This window comes from Galactobacillus timonensis, assembly GCF_900240265.1.
In the GTDB taxonomy this organism is placed as follows: Bacteria; Bacillota_I; Bacilli_A; order Erysipelotrichales; family Erysipelotrichaceae; genus Bulleidia; species Bulleidia timonensis.
Genome location: NZ_LT964740.1, coordinates 86885 through 102675, shown reverse-complemented (window position 1 = coordinate 102675; position 15791 = coordinate 86885). Strand labels below are relative to the sequence as shown.

The window sequence follows — 15791 nt, the reverse complement described above, 5'->3', positions numbered from 1 at the left end:
ATTATGGCAAGACATGGATCTCGAACGACTTCTGTATCAACGCTCTTCGCCAATTCAAAACCGTTCGCTATGTCAAGACCAGCAATATTCTCTATGAGATAGAAAAAGCAGATCTGAACAATCAACATCTGGAATACATCACCTCTGCCTCTCAGCTGGACCTGCTGGTGTTAGATGATTTTGGTTTGATGCCTTTAGATCCAAACGTGTGCCGTAATCTCTTTGAACTCATTGACTCAAGAGAAGGACGAAAATCGACGATCGTTATATCTCAGCTTCCTTTGAAAGACTGGTTCGGCATCTTCAAGGACAACACCTACGCAGATGCCTGCCTGGACAGACTGGTCAGTAAAGCATACCGTCTAGAGTTCAACGGCAAGAACATGCGTAATCCTAACTGTTATGTAATGGCCGATGTCAAGTGATAAATTAAGGTGCTCTGAAAAAACTTCTGTTGGTATGCTTGATCATCAACGATCCTCTTCTGTTAATTCTTCTTTTGCGGCTGGAGTGATAATCAACCGGATCAAGGGCACGGGGAAAGAGCTCCGAATGTAACAGTTCGCGGTACTTAGCCATTCTGTTATACGTGTATCAGGGATCAGCTGCTCATCCCACCCCACAGGCCAATGGTTTCGCCGCCAGCTCTGCTGTCTTAAATCGTGGTTCACAAGGAGTATCTGTGCCGTAAAAGTTAGATCGCAGATAGCTGAACCGTCCAGTTGCTCCGGCGGCTCTTTCCCGATACCCTCGATGCCCGTCTGTATCTGGTTATTTCCTGTTTCTGAAATCAATATACTGTGCTTCTCAAATCCTTATCCATGCAGGCAGGTAATCATGCGAGTGCTGTGTGAATGTTCCCGGTCATCATTCCCCAGATAAAACACGCAAGTTCCCGCGCTACCGCAGTGACTGCCTTATTGTGAGATTTCTTATTGGTGAGGACAAGCTTGTAATATCTCTTTCTCAGCCGCTCGTTGGCTTTATCTGCGTAGGCAATCACGGCTTCTTCACATCCTTCCTGGCGTTTCTTCAGTGCTGCGGATTTGCTTTGCCGTGCCCTTGAGAATGATTGCGACGCTTCGACCAGAAGCCGCCGCAGAAAGGTATTTCCCTGCCTGGTGATCGGAAGAGCAGTGTTGTGATCGCCACTGTCCAGCCGGCCGGAAACCAGTCCAAGGAATGACGCAAATCCCTTTGCTTTAATGAATCTGCTGAAGTCTCCAATCTCAACGATCAGCGCCAGTGCCGTGATTTCTTTGATCCCTTTGAAGCAGATGAGCTTATGTACTTTCTCGCGGTACTTATCTGTTTCTGCAATTTCGACGATCCTCGCATCCAGCTGGGTAAGCTTTTCTACAGCGTGCTCATAAGACAGCAGATATTCATCCAGCGTCTCCTTCAGCACGCCTGTGAGCGGCAGCGAATTCAGCCAATTCAGATGTTTCTGCGTCCAGTAATTTCTGCCTTCCGTATAGTGATATCCATGCCTGTGGCAGAGGGCACAGATCTGCTGCTTGATTCTCTTCAATGCCTGTTTGTGATCTGTTCTCATGCGGATGAAATCACGGACGGCTTCATCCTCTTCATCAGGAACGTATACTGCTTTGTATTGATTGTTCTTAAGGCTCTCAGCGATCGCAATGGCGTCACGCTTATCCGTCTTTACTTTCCTGCGGCGATTGACCTCGGTACCTACAATTGTTGAAGGAGCCATGACTACACACTCGATCCCACGATCCTTCAGCTGCCTGTAGAGTTGGAATCCCAGGCATCCGGCTTCATATCCAACAATGATTTTGGCATCATCCCCATGCTGTTTAGTGATCGCATTGCAGTATTTGATGATGCTTTCAACGGATGGGGAATAAGTGTTAACGTTAGTGGCCCGGAGATCATCCTTCCCCCAGGTAGCCAGTGTGAAATTGGTGGTGTGTGCGTCGATTCCTACGTTGTATACTGTCATTGTAATGGCCTTCCTTTCTTGTATGAGTGCAACTTCCCTCTGCTTTGTAGACCAACATAAGTATATTGGGATGATCCTCGGTGCTACAAGTTGAGGGAGGCCATTACATATTGTCTTAAGCAAATAGCAAGCTCTCTGAGCGTTCCGCTGAAGCGGAACGGCATGCCGCGCAAGCGAAACAACCGTTCCGTTTTTCCGAATTCTGCATTTTGTTTTGGCTATATTAGCAAGTTAGTGAATTCTGATATTCAGCAATAATCAAGCGATAGCCTTCACTCCGCTTCGCCTCGGAAATCGTTTGACACCCGATTTGATTTTTCTTTAGGCTGCGGCTGACGGATCTTGATACAGTGTTAAGACCGTATTTGGGGCGCCTCAAACATCAGTTCACTAAGTTGCCAGTATTGCCTTTGTTTTTAGGATGAAGCTATTCGCCCATGATGGTATTCCAGTATTTCTTATACCAATCTGCAAAATTCCGGAGACCGGTTCTGATGTTTATGCCTGGCCTGAAGCCATAATCTCTTTCCAGTGCTGTGCTGTCTGCATATGTAACAGGAACATCGCCTGCCTGCATCGGAACAAGTTTGCGGTGAGCATCGAAATCATAATCTGCCGGAAGAACGCCACTTCTGACTAATTCTTCCTGCAGCGTGCTAACGTAGCTTAGCAGATTCTCTGGTGTACCACCGCCAATGTTGTATACGGCATATGGTGGAATCGGCAAACTATCTTCACCGGTTTTCTTTTCTGGTGCTCCGGCCATAACTCTGCTGATGCCTTCAACAATATCATCAACATATGTGAAGTCACGCTTGCAGTTTCCATAGTTGAAAATGCTGATGGTTTCACCCTTGACCAGACGGTTGGTAGCTGAGAAATAGAACATATCTGTTCTTCCGGCCGGACCATAAACTGTGAAGAAACGAAGACCGGTGGAAGGAATGTTGTACAGTTTGCTGTATGCATGGGCAAGAAGTTCATCTGATTTCTTGGTAGCAGCATAAAGACTTACCGGATTATCAACCTTGTCATCTGTGGAGAATGGAACTTTCTTGTTGCCGCCATAGACAGATGAAGAGGAGGCATAGACAAGATGCTCAAGTTTATCATCATGTCTGGAGCATTCCAGAATGTTGTAGAAACCGACGATGTTGCTGTGGATGTAGACATCCGGATGGTCAATGGAATAACGAACTCCTGCCTGAGCCGCAAGATTTACCACGACAGAGAAGTGGTATGTATCAAACAGATAATCAAGCAGTCCTTTGTCAGCAATATCACCCTTAACGAATGTATAAGTGTTATGGCGATCTTTTCCTGTGGAGTCTGCAATAGCATCAAGCTGATCCATTCTCCATTTCTTCAATGGGATTGGATTGTAATCCGTTAAGCAGTCGATGCCTACAATTGTAGATCCGGAAACGGTATTTAGTAATTTCTTAACCAGATTTGATCCAATGAAACCTGCAGATCCGGTAACTAGAATTGTGGCGTTGTTAAGATCGACTGGGTTCTTTGCGATTTTCTCATTGCTGTTCATTTCTTTCCTCCTGCAGGTTAGTCTCTTCTGAACAGATCTCTTGTATAGACCTTGTCTTTTACGTCATCAAGATCCTTACTGTTGTAACGATTGGCAAGAATGCACTGGCTCTTCTCCTTGAACTTCTTCAGATCATTGACAACAAGACTTCCAAAGAAGGTATCGTCATTCTTAAGGGTGGGTTCATAAATGATGACTTTAGCTCCTTTGGCTTTGATTCTCTTCATAACACCCTGAATGGAGCTCTGACGGAAGTTATCGGAATTTGACTTCATGGTCAGACGATAGACGCCAACCGTGACATTAACTTTCTCGGCATCATCCGCTTCATCATAGGCAGCGTTGTTTCCATAGGCGCCTGCAATCTCGAGAACTCTGTCGGCTATGTAATCCTTTCTTGTCCGGTTACTGTCGACAATGGCACGGATCAGATTTTCTGGTACATCAGCGTAGTTGGCTAGTAACTGCTTTGTATCCTTTGGCAAGCAGTATCCGCCATAACCAAATGATGGGTTGTTGTAATGTGTTCCAATACGTGGATCCAGGCAGACGCCATCGATAATGTCACGGGTGGATAAGCCTTTGCTTTCGGCATAAGTATCCAGCTCATTGAAATAGGAAACACGAAGTGCAAGATATGTGTTGGCAAACAGCTTGACTGCTTCTGCTTCGGTAAATCCCATGAACAGAGTAGGAATGTTTTCCTTTTCTGCACCTGCCTGCAGAAGTGCTGCAAAAGTCTGGCTGGCTTTCAGAGTGTTCGGATCATTCTTATCCGTTCCAACGATGATGCGGGATGGATAAAGATTGTCATACAATGCTTTGGATTCACGCAGAAATTCCGGACTGAACAGAATGTGATCGGTATGATACTTCTCACGGACGCTCTTTGTATAGCCGACCGGGATGGTGGATTTAATAACCATGTATGGCAGATGACCTGTTCCTTCATTTGCGGCAAGAACTAACTCAATGACTGCTTCAACAGAAGATGTATCAAAATAGTTCTTCTTGCTGTCATAGTTTGTCGGTGCTGCGATGACAACATAATCCGCATTCTTATATGCATCCCATGCAGGATTAGAAGGGGAGACAGTCTGATCATCGAGGACAGCAGTTAGATCCAGATGTCTTGTGCCTGCTTTGTCTTCATTTAAGAACTTTTCAATGCAATCATCCTGAATTGGCGATACACGGTTGTTCAGATCATCAACCTTTTCCTTAATAATATCAATGGCTGTTACATGGTTGTGCTGGGAGAGCAGGGTGGCAATAGAAAGACCTACATATCCTGTGCCGGCAACGGCAACATTCAGCGGAGATGCCTTCGGAAGATTGTATTCATCACCAGCATCTGTAAACATAGCAGTTGGATCAAAGCCCAATAAATTACCAAGGCTTACCAGCTGATCAATGGAAGGAATATAAGAATTGTCGGCCTGCTCAATGTGAGACAGCATAACGCGATTGATACCAGTCTTGTCTGAAACCTGCTGCTGGTTGAGCCCAAGCTGCTTGCGTTTGTCTACGATTGTTTCTGCTAAGAGTTTCTTGCTGAATTTTTTCATAAGATTCATCCACATACTTTCTATTCAGAGGCATTTATGCATGTAATATAAGATTACATATACATGAAATCTCTAAAACTGAGTTATTATATAATAACGTGAAATCGGTAACAAGAATAGATGAATAAAAATATAAAAATCTGTTTGCAGATGCTCTATTGTGTAATAAATAATTACAATGAAAATTTAATCCTTTTGGTCTTGCTATCAGCCAATTAGTAAGGTAACTTACGTCGTACGGATCGGAAAAAGAGTGGAAGGTGGTGAAGAAAATGAAGCAAAATCTGTGTGAGCTCACGCTGAAAAATATCAGACCAGTACTGGGAGTTTAAGTCTCTTGATGCTGGTCTGTTTTGATTCTTGTTGGTTATGAGTGAGAAAGATGAAGAGACATATGATTTAGCGTTCATGCTTGCCTATGCAAGAAAGGTGCGTGGAATTGGTAGACAACAAGTGGCTGATCGGATTGGTGTTACCAGAGGAACAATTTCTGATTATGAATCTGGTCGTCGTCAATCATCTCTGGAGATATTAGCAGAGATTGCAAAGTGCTATCAGGTGACAACAGATTATTTAGTTGGTATTGAAATAAGTAACAATTCAGTTCTGGAACTGCATGAAGCCTAATAATAGTGATCATTGATTGCTTTCTTTCATTGAACGGATACAGAAAATTACCGTATCACTAAAACTGATTACCATATTTTACTCTGGCCGGAACAGTGTATAAAGCATTACATTCTTATTGCCCACAAGCATCTGGGTAAGATTAGAGATCTTCCAGAACAATGACTCCTGTGAGTTCTTTCTTGGCTATTGAAGCGAGAGAACGGATTTTTTCGAGGTTGCTGACAAAGTAGGGGTTGAAAACTTAATCACTGATGAAAATCCTGGCCAGTATCAGAACCGGCCAGGATTTTTCTGCCTTTCGGAAGAGTAAGTGAGAAAAAGAGAGGATTATTCCTTATCTGGTGCCCCCTTAACGCTTGTTTCCAGTGTTTTTATCCTCTTCAGGTTCACAAGAAAAATCGATACTGCTGCCTGTATCGTCATTCCGTTCATTCCGCACGCATGGGCATTTCCATAATCGAGGGTCTGCTTCAGTTCCGCATTTTTAGCCTCGATCTTGTATCGCTCAGCATATAGTTCTCTGAATTCATCTGACTTCATGTAATCCATCTGAGCAATATGCGTATCTGATTTGATCTTTACCGAGTAGGTTTTTGACTTCGCGCCTTCCTTGTAACAGCCGTTTCGCAAAGGACAGTTTCTGCATTTCTCTACATCGAAGAAATAGGTAACTACTTTTGTATCAGAACCATTCGCTGCTTTCTCCTGACCGCCTTTGCTTTTTCTGACTGCCATATGTCCTGCCGGGCATACATACATCCCGGCATCCTTGTTGAACTCAAACTCTTTCTCCCGGCTTCCATGTAGAACATTCTCACTCAGCTTTGATGCCAGCTTGATTCCTTTTTCTGAGGTGTATTCAATATTGTCTTTCTCGGAATATGCACCATCACCAATCAGAGCGTCCACGGTTACTCCTGCGTCTTCTGCTTTCTCAATCAGATCTGCAGCCTGCTTGCCGTCATGTTTCTCTCCGGTTGTCACTGCCGCACTCACAATGACTCTGTCCGTGGTCATGGCAATATGCGTCTTATACCCGAAGAAGGAAGTGTCTGCAGTTTTGTGCCCCACTTTCGCATCCGGATCTCTGGAGAATTCAAACTGTTCACTCGTGTCTTCCACTCCTTCTTTCAGGTAATTGAGACGTTCCTGGATATCCGGTATCTTCTGAAGCCGTTCATCTGAAGCGATCAGATCCAGCAATTCCTTGCAGTATTCGATTTCATCCTCCAGAAGACCGCTGCTTTCCCGCTTCTTCGGCATTCTGCCCTTCATGGTTTCATCCGCTGCATATACAGACTTTCTCAGTTCCTTTGCCCGCCTGATCAGTTCCTCACGCGGAGAAATATGCTGGTAGAGTGCATTGGTATGAGTGGAATCGACGATGATCTTTTCATGATCATGAATGACTCCTTTCTTCTTCCCGATTTCAACAGTCTTGCCAATCAGCACATCCAGCAGGTCGGTATCCTTGAGTCTGGTTCTGCGGAATTTGGTAAGCAGGCTCGGATCAATGAATTCAGTTTCCTCAGGCCTATAGCCCAGAAAGTATTTCATTTCCATATCATACCGGACTCTTTCAATCAGATCACGATCACTGAGCTTGCGTGCGGTCTTAAGAAGCAGATATTTGAACAGCAGTACCGGATCAGCTGCAGTTCTGCCCATACAGTCGCTGTAGTTCTTCTGAACTTCTTTTGCAACAAAAGAGAAGTCAATCGTTTCGTTCATCTGACGCCAGAAGTTATCTCTAGGGATCAGAATATCGTAGAGCCCGTTATAAGAGCCAAGATCCAACTGGGGCATATCAATCATTCTTAGCATAAAGACACCTCCGGAGTATAGTTATATTATACGCCATGCATGCGTTTCAATCAAAACATGAAGAAAAAGCGCATAATCGACGCATTTCTGCAGATTACGCGCTTATCATTGTGAATCATAAATCCACACTCGGGTCATTCAGAGGTTAAATGTTAAAGCAAAATCGGTTATTCGATAACCGTACTTTTTCAGCAGTCTCATTTTTTCGATCTGCTTTGTTTTTGTTCTTCCGATCGTTGTAAGAGCGATGACAATGTCAGCTGAAACAAATGACTGATAGGATTCTGGATCATCTGTGATATTGCCGGAATGGATAGTTACGTTATTTATATTGTTCTTTATCTTGTTCAGAATATCTTTGTTATCGTCATCGGTCTGGATAAAGAGTGTACTTGCTTTTGCGACGCTGACCTGTGTATTGATCTGTGCCGTAATCATGGCAATATCCTGCTCAATGGTTTCCTTGTGGACTACGCCGTAACTTGTTGTTTTATAAAGGATTTCAGAATCATGTTCCGTATGGATAACACCAGCCATGATGTAACGCAGCGCATAGAACAACATCCCAAGGAACAGGCCAACAAACGCACCGATCACTATTTTCTTTGGCTCTGCCTCGGCTGGTTCAGATAAGCTTGCTAATGCGTTGAAATAAGCGATTTCTTCTTCTGATAATTTGGCTTTTACATCTTCTTCGTAATCAGTAACCTCCTGATAGGCTAAGCTTTTGCTCTGATACAGCTCCTGCTGCCTTTTTTGGAGGTTTATGTCAAATCTTTCTACATAGGTCCACTCAACATTCTGTACAGTCAGGTTTATTCCTTCGGCATTGAAAGCTTCCGACTTTGCCTTGATGAAATCTGAGATCATCTGCTGCATTTTTGGCCCTTCGTCAGAAGAATAAACATATGCTGTGACTTTCATCACGCTGAGCGGCGTTTGTTCATATAATGCATTCGCTTCATCAGAATATCCAGTGAAGGAGATCATATCTGCCGCATGGGCAGCGTCTTCCAAATTTAATATAGTTGCAACCTGACCACAGAAATTTTCATCCTGCGTTAGAGGTTCAAAAAGTCTCCAAGCTTCTGTAATGTCGGAGGAAATGATAAAGGTCCCGACGGTTCGAGGAGCCTTGAACGCGTTTATATTGATGATGGGGGAATCCGCAAGATTTGTAGAAGCAATCTGTTCGTTATCGAACGCTATTTTGTAATCACTATATATGTCTTCAACATATTCCACTCTGTCCGGTTCCAGAGCAGCTTTCAAGGACTCCACAGTCTCCTGCTTCTTGGGAAGGGCAGATGGCACCGCGACCGCAATGCCTGCCACCGTAATGATTAAGATTTGTTTCCACTTCTTGGTAATATTTTTAAAGAGATCGAAAAGATCAATCTCAATTTCATCAGTATCAGTATTCACAGTTGTCTCCTCTTCCTGCGCTGCAAGTCATATTTTACTGTAAAGGCCACTGGAATTGTCCCTATCTTCTGTACTGTACCGAAAGATATTGGTGATATCTGCCAGCTTGTGATGACCTCTCAAGCACTTTATCACATACAGGCAGAGAGGTAAAAGATGAACAGATGCCTGTTTCAACGATATTGTGCGGGTGTCCTATCCAACTTGCTAATTTTGGTATACTTGACAACGGGAACTGAAGATTATGTTTAAAGAGAAAGTAAAGAAATACCTGACCGATTACCGGTATATTATCTCTGTCCAGATTCTGGGCATGCTCATATTACGAGACTTGATCCAGGATGTCTTTTACTTATTCTCCGGCATTCAGAGTACGGTCTGGAATGCTTTTTCTGCATTTGTTTCTTTATTTGCACTGTGCATTTTTCTTTATGAAGCAGTGCACCGGAAATTGCTTACTTCACCGATCCAGAACACGTTATGGGTCTTCTTTGCCATCACGTTTGTTGGAACAGCTATGCGCAGAGAAGGGCTATGGATCAAGTCATGGATCTATGAGTTTCTTCTCTTTATGAAGATCTATCTCTTCTTTATCCTGATTCCCAGACTTGGAAAAGGGGAAACGGACAAGTTTCTCTATCGTATTTCAAAATGGTGCATTGCCGTCTTCTGCACAATTAATACTGTTTCCTTACTGATCCTGATTCTTCATCTGCTTGGCTTCCCGGATCTTCCGGGGGTGTTTGCTTACAGTTCCATGGTCACTACTTCGAATCACGATGGACAATACCAGTTTTATGGTCTGTATGAATGGATGACTGACGGTTCCTATCGAACAGTTACCGCACTTGTTTTAGGCTTGTTTCTATATTCGCGCAGGCAGTTGAAGCCTGCTTTGTATTACCTGAATCTGGTTACTGCTGTTTCCTATTTACTGCTGGCGAAGGCACGCAGCGGCTTGTTATGTCTGATTCCCATTGCGCTCTACGGAATTTTTTTCGTTTTGCAGAAATGGAAGAATCGTAAATTTGCAAAAACTGTGCTTCTCTCCCTGTTAGTTCTGGGCGCTATAGCTATCGCAATCAAGACTGGGCCAAAGCTGTATACGCTTCGTGTTTTAAGAACTACTGATGTTTATGCATTCGAATCGCAGATGAATTCCATTACCAATGGCCGTTTTATGATGTGGGAAGCAGGAATTCAAGTCGGAATGGAGAAGCCGGTCTTCGGTTGGGGCTGGGCATACCTGCCTGCAAAACTTGTTGAAATGACGTTCAATGACGCTGGCATCTCACTTCACAATATTCTGGTCAACGTATTTGTCTTCTCCGGCTTTGCCGGCCTGATTTCTCTGCTTGTGTTCTTTTTTGCCAGTATCGTTCGCTTTTGGAGGAACCGGCATCTGATTGCTTCGACGAAGTCGGGATGGTTATTAATTCTGGTTTTATGCGGGTGGATCCAGTCGATGCTGCAGCCGGGGATCCTGGGAGAAAACTCGCATATCGAGTCCATCTACTTCTGGATTGCGTACGGCTATTTGATTTATCTGGATTACGGGACTGACTCAGTTTCAAAGGCTGCGGTACAGGCCTGATAGTGTGCCGCTCAATGGATGAGCGGCCTTTTGACGATATTAATAATTAATGCGAGGTGAAAGCAGTTGAATCTGAGGTAACTGTTCACATTATGGTACTGATTTGTGCAGAAAGAAATGCACAGCCTGTATCTGTATATTTGGATATAATATATAAGCTGGCAACGAGGGGGGAAGTTGTGAATATACATGTACGAAGCCTGAGAAGATCGACGCTGTGGCTCGCTGATATGATCGTGAGCCTTCTTTCGCTTGCGATTGCGGTACATATCCGCTTCGGCACCGGAAGCAGTGGAACAACTGCGGTACTTGATATTTATTTCTCCATTGCGTTAATCTCGACGGTGATCGCATTCCGCCTGAACCTGGATAAGAATTTTATGCGGCGCAGCTGGTTTGATGAAATCTACGCTGTTTTTCTCCATACGGCCGTTCTTGGTCTGGCATTAATTACGGGCCACTACTTTGCGCACAATATATCGTGGATCTCACGACTGATGCTCGGCTATTTTCTGCTGATCAACTTCGGTCTCATGATCGTGGAGCGGGGCACAATCAAATTTGCGGCCCGCAAAGTCTATGGCACCGATACGTTCCGCAACAAAATCATTCTCATTACCGATCAGGCACATGCGGAGGATGAGTTTGATGACGGACTTGTATTCTGCGTCATCGGAAAGCTTGTCATTAATACGGATACGGCGCAGGGAACACTCTATGACTGCTCCTTTTCCTGTCCGCTCGAGAATCTGAGCAAGGAACTTGTGACGGCTGCCTTTGATGATGTATTTATCAATGCGCCGTCACTTCCTCAGGAGACTATCTATTCCCTGATGGAGAAGTTTACGTGCATGGGCGTAAAGGCACACGTTGCGCTGGATCTGTTTCAGCCCGTGGATCAGCAATTGACGGTATCTGTCTTCGGCGGGGATTATCTCTGTGCCAATTATGCGAAACATGAATTCAACCGCGCCGCCCTAGCCGTGAAACGAATCTTTGATATCATCGGAGCTCTGGTGGGACTTGCGATCTGTGGAATCATCTATATCTTTGCGGCACCGGCCATTAAGCTGGATTCGCCGGGACCCGTGATCTTTTCCCAGATCCGTATCGGACGCAACGGCAAGCGTTTCAAGTTCTATAAGTTCCGTTCGATGTATATCGATGCGGAGGAGCGGAAGAAGAACCTGATGGCAGAAAACGAGATGAACGGCCTCATGTTCAAGATGGAAGATGATCCGCGCATCACCAAAGTCGGTAAGTTTATGCGCAAGACATCTCTGGATGAGTTTCCGCAGTTTTGGAACGTATTGAAAGGGGACATGTCCCTGGTAGGAACGCGTCCTCCAACCGAAGATGAATTTCTGCATTACAATGAACACTATCGCGAGCGCCTGTCCATCCGTCCCGGGATCACGGGGTTGTGGCAGGTATCGGGACGCAGCGATATCACCAACTTTGATGATGTCGTAAAGCTGGACCTGCGTTATATCAACAACTGGTCTTTAGGCCTTGATGCCCGTATTCTGTTTAAGACCGTAGCCGTTGTGTTTAAGCATAAGGGAGCCAGATAACAATCAGCTTTCTCAGGTAGAATATAGTGCAGCGGCACCAGGGAGGAAACCAAATGACAACAACCTATCTCGTTACCGGCTGCGCCGGCTTCATTGGAACAAACTTTGTCTACTACATGTTACGGAAATATTCCGATATCCGTATCATCAACCTCGATAAGCTGACCTATGCCGGCAACCTTGAAAATCTCAAGGATATTGAAAATGATGGTCGCCATATCTTTGTCCATGGCGATATCTGTGACAAAGATCTTGTCGCATCGCTTCTGGAAAAGTATGATCCGGACTACGTCATTAACTTTGCGGCCGAGTCCCATGTTGACCGTTCCATTGCCAATCCCGAAATCTTTGTCGAGACCAATGTCATGGGCACCGTCAATCTGCTGCAACGGTGCAAAGATGCCTGGTACAACACAGAGACAAGAAACTGGAAAGAAGGAAAGAAATACCTCCAGGTATCGACCGATGAAGTCTATGGCGCCCTTGGAGCTACCGGATATTTTACTGAGACGACGCCGCTTTCGCCGCATTCTCCGTATTCTTCTTCGAAGGCCAGTGCAGATCTCTTTGTGATGGCGTTTCATGATACCTACGGTATGCCAGTTAACATTACACGCTGCTCCAATAACTATGGACCCTATCAGTTTCCGGAGAAGCTGATCCCGCTGATGATTAACAACGTCAAGCACCATCAGAAGCTGCCCGTCTATGGGGACGGTATGCAGATCCGTGACTGGCTCTATGTAGAGGACCATTGCAAAGCCATTGATATGGTCGCTTCGAACGGTAAGGTTGGCGAAGTATATAACGTTGGCGGCCATAATGAGCGTCCCAACATCTTCATCGTCAAGACGATCATTTCCCAGCTCCATGACCGTCTTCAGGATGAGGAAATCAATGAATCACTGATTCACCACGTCACGGACCGTCTGGGCCATGACCGTCGCTACGGCATCGATCCGACCAAGATCAAGAACGACCTCGGCTGGTATCCGGAAACACCGTTTGAAAAGGGCATCGTCCTCACAATTGACTGGTATCTGAACCACGAAGAATGGATGGACCACATCACCAGCGGCAACTACCAGAACTATTACGCCTCCATGTATGGCGCAAAGAAGGAATTAGACTGAACTAGCAGAAAGGAACGACCAACTTTCATGGAGCCAAAGCTTGTTTACCTGTTTGAACTCGACTCTGTACGCAAGACGGACCAGGAAATTCTGGAAGGGCAGAAAACACTGTATAACGAGCTGGTTCATCACGGAAACTGCGTCGTCCTTACCTATAATCAGCTGGTCGATTCACGGGCTTTTTTCAGCCTGTTTTCGGATCCGGAAGGCACCTATTACAACAGTTTTGTTGAGTTGTTCGAACACAAGCGGATCTTTCTTTCGCAGTATGGCGATGTCCGCACACTCTCACAATATCTTGTTAACTCTGTGTCGCAGCAGGAGCCGTTTATTTATTCGGCGCTGCCGATTAAGTTTTCGCAGCGCCGGCTTCTTGCCCTGATGCGCCGCAGCCTCGTTTACTCTGACCTGTCAGAGATCAGCGGCTATCTGGACGGCAGCCTGTTTTCCAAAGATGAGCTGAAGGATCTGTTCATCGAAATACAGCCCGATGGTACCGAGGTGGCATCTTCGCTCAGCGAAGGCGATATGAAGGCGGCACTTACGCATCTTCGCAGCCTGTTATCTATCATTTTGAAGCTTAGTACCCTGGATGGAAGCTACATTCCACCAAGGGATCCAAATGAAATCAGCAGTCTGCGGTTTTGCGACATTCTTGCCCGTGTACTCCGGATGAAAAGTACCTATCCACTCTGGGCTTCTGCAATTGCGGCGATATCTTCACTTCCCGCTTATAAAGATCATGAGGCTCATAACCGCCGCTCCCCGTATCTTCAGCAGCTCTACTTAGCCGCAAAGACAGGGGCGCAGGAGAAACAGGCCTGTCAGTATGCAGAAGCGATCATTAACCTTTGTTTCAATTATGCCTGTGAAATCAGTATCTGCGGCACCTCAAAGCGCTACGACCCACAGGAACTTCTGGATCCAGACAATCCCGCGCCATCCTTTGAAACGGACTTTCAGCAGAGACTTGATCACTACTGGAACAACGGATCTGATGCAGACAACCGCTTCCTCCAGAAAGAAACAAACGGATTTATTCCTTACCGCAGGCCTCACGGTTTTCCGGATTTTTCAAAAGCAGTCCGGTTACTCCAGTATGAAAAAAGCGGAAAGATATCCATTACCACGAAGCTGACCCATCCCGTTCCGCGTTATGAATATTGCGACCTTCAGCAGCAGAAATATCAAAAACATCAGATCCTGCGGACAATCCTGCTGAGAGTCCTGTTTTCCGTTCTCTGCTTTTCCATTGCGGTAGGCCTTGAGATCACTTTTAATGTTCTGCAGGATACCTTTGACTTTCATATCCCGGTACATTCGCTGCCTGTTTCTATTCTTGAGACGATCGCCTTTCTCTGGCTGTCGGAAGAACTGACCAGCCTGATCGCCAGGCATTTTGAAGGCTTCCTTTCCTTATCGGACGCGATTAAGGAAATTGGAGATCTGTTAGGCGATGCCTTCCATACGCTTTTCTGGATGATTCCACGGAAAAGTACAAACAACAAGTATGAAAAAGCAGAGCAGCGCAATATCAGCGCGCCTATCCGCTTCATTATCCCGGAGCCGATAAAACAGTATCGTAAACTTGAAGCACTGCATCATTCACCTCTGATTGTTTCCTCGATTTACGAAGAAGAAGCTGACTTAACGAAGCAGGATACTATTGGCGCCCTGGTACGTCAGGAAGAAACTTCAAACCGCAGATATGGCTTAATATACCAAAGCGGATTTAATACTCTTCTCGTTGATCCGATGATTGGCTCCGCAAATGATATTTATCCCTATGAAAGGGTGTTGCCAACAAACGGCGACGGCGTAGTGATGGCTGTTATGTGTCACGACAGATTCATCCTCCTGAATCAGTATCGCCACGCTTTGCAGCAGGCGCAGTTTTGTTTCCCGAGAGGCTATGCAGAGGAAAATGAAAATGGGGAAGAAGCAGCAGCCAGGGAACTGATGGAAGAACTGCATGCCGTACCATCTGGCGCTCCACATTATCTTGGCGAGATAGCTCCTGACTCCGGATTGACCTCCAGAAAAACCAAGGCATATCTAATTACCGTTGACTGCTACCGGATGACCCCGGGAGAAGAAGGCGTCATCTCTTCAATTGAAGTCACAAAGGATCAGCTGCAGGAAATGATCCGAACGGGGAAGATCAACGATGCATATACGATTGCGGCATTTTCGTACTATTCATTGATGAAAGATCAATGATATTCGATAGCGGCAAATATGGTCATCATGAAAAAAGGAATTTACAAGCAGTACTGGTCCTTTATTTTGACGCCCTTTTCCGTCACATTGATCTGCTGGAGCAGCGCGGCATTTTTACGGATCCTTATCATGAAACTGCATTCAGCAGGGGAGCTGGCTACCTTGCTGAGATACTAAGCTATGTATTTGTAAAGAAGATGCAAGCAGACGAAATGAAAGCGCTCAAGTGAAAAGTTAAATTCCACTTTAGAAGGCAAGTGGAAATAAGTCGTACAGAAGCGATGAACAGGGCATAATTTCGCTCTCGTTCATCG

Annotated in this window: 12 protein-coding genes; 7 read left to right on the top strand and 5 right to left on the bottom strand. The window is 45.2% G+C overall.

Annotation, left to right across the window (positions count from 1 at the left end; genetic code table 11):
* The first annotated feature begins 17 nt into the window (after nucleotides 1-17).
* Nucleotides 18-425, top strand: coding sequence for an ATP-binding protein (locus C1714_RS10915; protein WP_102343289.1), 408 nt, complete (start codon nucleotides 18-20; stop codon nucleotides 423-425).
* 410 nt (nucleotides 426-835) lie between these two features.
* Here the strand turns inward: C1714_RS10915 and C1714_RS10905 are convergent, their stop codons facing one another.
* From C1714_RS10905 to C1714_RS10895, 3 genes are all read right to left on the bottom strand, one after another.
* Nucleotides 836-1966 carry an IS110 family RNA-guided transposase gene (locus tag C1714_RS10905; protein WP_102342366.1) on the bottom strand — a complete coding sequence of 377 codons (1131 nt, stop codon included), beginning with the start codon at nucleotides 1964-1966 and terminating at the stop codon, nucleotides 836-838.
* 427 nt (nucleotides 1967-2393) lie between these two features.
* Complete coding sequence (locus tag C1714_RS10900; protein WP_102343288.1) at nucleotides 2394-3509, bottom strand: NAD-dependent epimerase/dehydratase family protein; 1116 nt, start codon at nucleotides 3507-3509, stop codon at nucleotides 2394-2396.
* Nucleotides 3510-3526: 17 nt separating this feature from the next.
* The gene (locus C1714_RS10895; protein WP_102343669.1) at nucleotides 3527-5077 is read right to left on the bottom strand and encodes a nucleotide sugar dehydrogenase; all 1551 of its coding nucleotides are present in this window, start codon (nucleotides 5075-5077) and stop codon (nucleotides 3527-3529) included.
* A 369-nt stretch (nucleotides 5078-5446) separates the two neighbouring features.
* On the opposite strand from C1714_RS10895, the gene C1714_RS10890 reads away from it, so the two are divergent.
* Entirely contained in the window at nucleotides 5447-5704 is a 258-nt protein-coding gene (locus C1714_RS10890; protein WP_102343287.1) for a helix-turn-helix domain-containing protein, read from the top strand.
* Between the two features lie 330 nt (nucleotides 5705-6034).
* On the opposite strand, the gene C1714_RS10885 is transcribed toward C1714_RS10890, so the two are convergent.
* Both C1714_RS10885 and C1714_RS10880 read right to left on the bottom strand, forming a co-directional pair.
* Nucleotides 6035-7522, bottom strand: a complete 1488-nt coding sequence (locus C1714_RS10885) for an IS1182 family transposase (RefSeq protein ID WP_102341589.1) — start codon at nucleotides 7520-7522, stop codon at nucleotides 6035-6037.
* Between the two features lie 147 nt (nucleotides 7523-7669).
* Nucleotides 7670-8956 (bottom strand): hypothetical protein, encoded by a 1287-nt coding sequence (locus tag C1714_RS10880; RefSeq protein WP_102343286.1) that lies wholly within the window; start codon nucleotides 8954-8956, stop codon nucleotides 7670-7672.
* A gap of 244 nt (nucleotides 8957-9200) precedes the next feature.
* Here C1714_RS10880 and C1714_RS10875 point away from each other — a divergent pair, with 244 nt between their 5' ends.
* The 5 genes from C1714_RS10875 to C1714_RS10855 all read left to right on the top strand — a co-directional run bounded on the left by C1714_RS10875 (nucleotide 9201) and on the right by C1714_RS10855 (nucleotide 15707).
* Complete coding sequence (locus C1714_RS10875) at nucleotides 9201-10550, top strand: O-antigen ligase family protein (RefSeq protein WP_102343285.1); 1350 nt, start codon at nucleotides 9201-9203, stop codon at nucleotides 10548-10550.
* A gap of 179 nt (nucleotides 10551-10729) precedes the next feature.
* Nucleotides 10730-12124 carry a sugar transferase gene (locus tag C1714_RS10870; protein WP_210115334.1) on the top strand — a complete coding sequence of 465 codons (1395 nt, stop codon included), beginning with the start codon at nucleotides 10730-10732 and terminating at the stop codon, nucleotides 12122-12124.
* Nucleotides 12125-12177: 53 nt separating this feature from the next.
* Nucleotides 12178-13257, top strand: coding sequence for a dTDP-glucose 4,6-dehydratase (rfbB, locus tag C1714_RS10865; protein ID WP_102343283.1), 1080 nt, complete (start codon nucleotides 12178-12180; stop codon nucleotides 13255-13257).
* A gap of 27 nt (nucleotides 13258-13284) precedes the next feature.
* Nucleotides 13285-15477: an NUDIX hydrolase gene (locus tag C1714_RS10860; protein ID WP_102343282.1), complete on the top strand. Its 2193-nt coding sequence runs from the start codon at nucleotides 13285-13287 to the stop codon at nucleotides 15475-15477.
* Entirely contained in the window at nucleotides 15474-15707 is a 234-nt protein-coding gene (locus tag C1714_RS10855) for a hypothetical protein (protein ID WP_102343281.1), read from the top strand. The genes C1714_RS10860 and C1714_RS10855 overlap by 4 nt, the downstream gene beginning before the upstream one ends.
* The last annotated feature ends 84 nt before the right edge of the window (nucleotides 15708-15791 follow it).

What these genes read in the sequence shown, in the direction of transcription:
- C1714_RS10860 (WP_102343282.1), top strand. Translation starts at nt 13,285, where the DNA reads ATGGAGCCAAAGCTTGTTTACCTGTTTGAACTCGACTCTGTACGCAAG.
- C1714_RS10905 (WP_102342366.1), bottom strand. Translation starts at nt 1,966, where the DNA reads ATGACAGTATACAACGTAGGAATCGACGCACACACCACCAATTTCACA.
- C1714_RS10890 (WP_102343287.1), top strand. Translation starts at nt 5,447, where the DNA reads ATGAGTGAGAAAGATGAAGAGACATATGATTTAGCGTTCATGCTTGCC.
- C1714_RS10885 (WP_102341589.1), bottom strand. Translation starts at nt 7,522, where the DNA reads ATGATTGATATGCCCCAGTTGGATCTTGGCTCTTATAACGGGCTCTAC.
- C1714_RS10895 (WP_102343669.1), bottom strand. Translation starts at nt 5,077, where the DNA reads ATGAAAAAATTCAGCAAGAAACTCTTAGCAGAAACAATCGTAGACAAA.
- C1714_RS10875 (WP_102343285.1), top strand. Translation starts at nt 9,201, where the DNA reads ATGTTTAAAGAGAAAGTAAAGAAATACCTGACCGATTACCGGTATATT.
- C1714_RS10855 (WP_102343281.1), top strand. Translation starts at nt 15,474, where the DNA reads ATGATATTCGATAGCGGCAAATATGGTCATCATGAAAAAAGGAATTTA.
- rfbB (WP_102343283.1), top strand. Translation starts at nt 12,178, where the DNA reads ATGACAACAACCTATCTCGTTACCGGCTGCGCCGGCTTCATTGGAACA.
- C1714_RS10900 (WP_102343288.1), bottom strand. Translation starts at nt 3,509, where the DNA reads ATGAACAGCAATGAGAAAATCGCAAAGAACCCAGTCGATCTTAACAAC.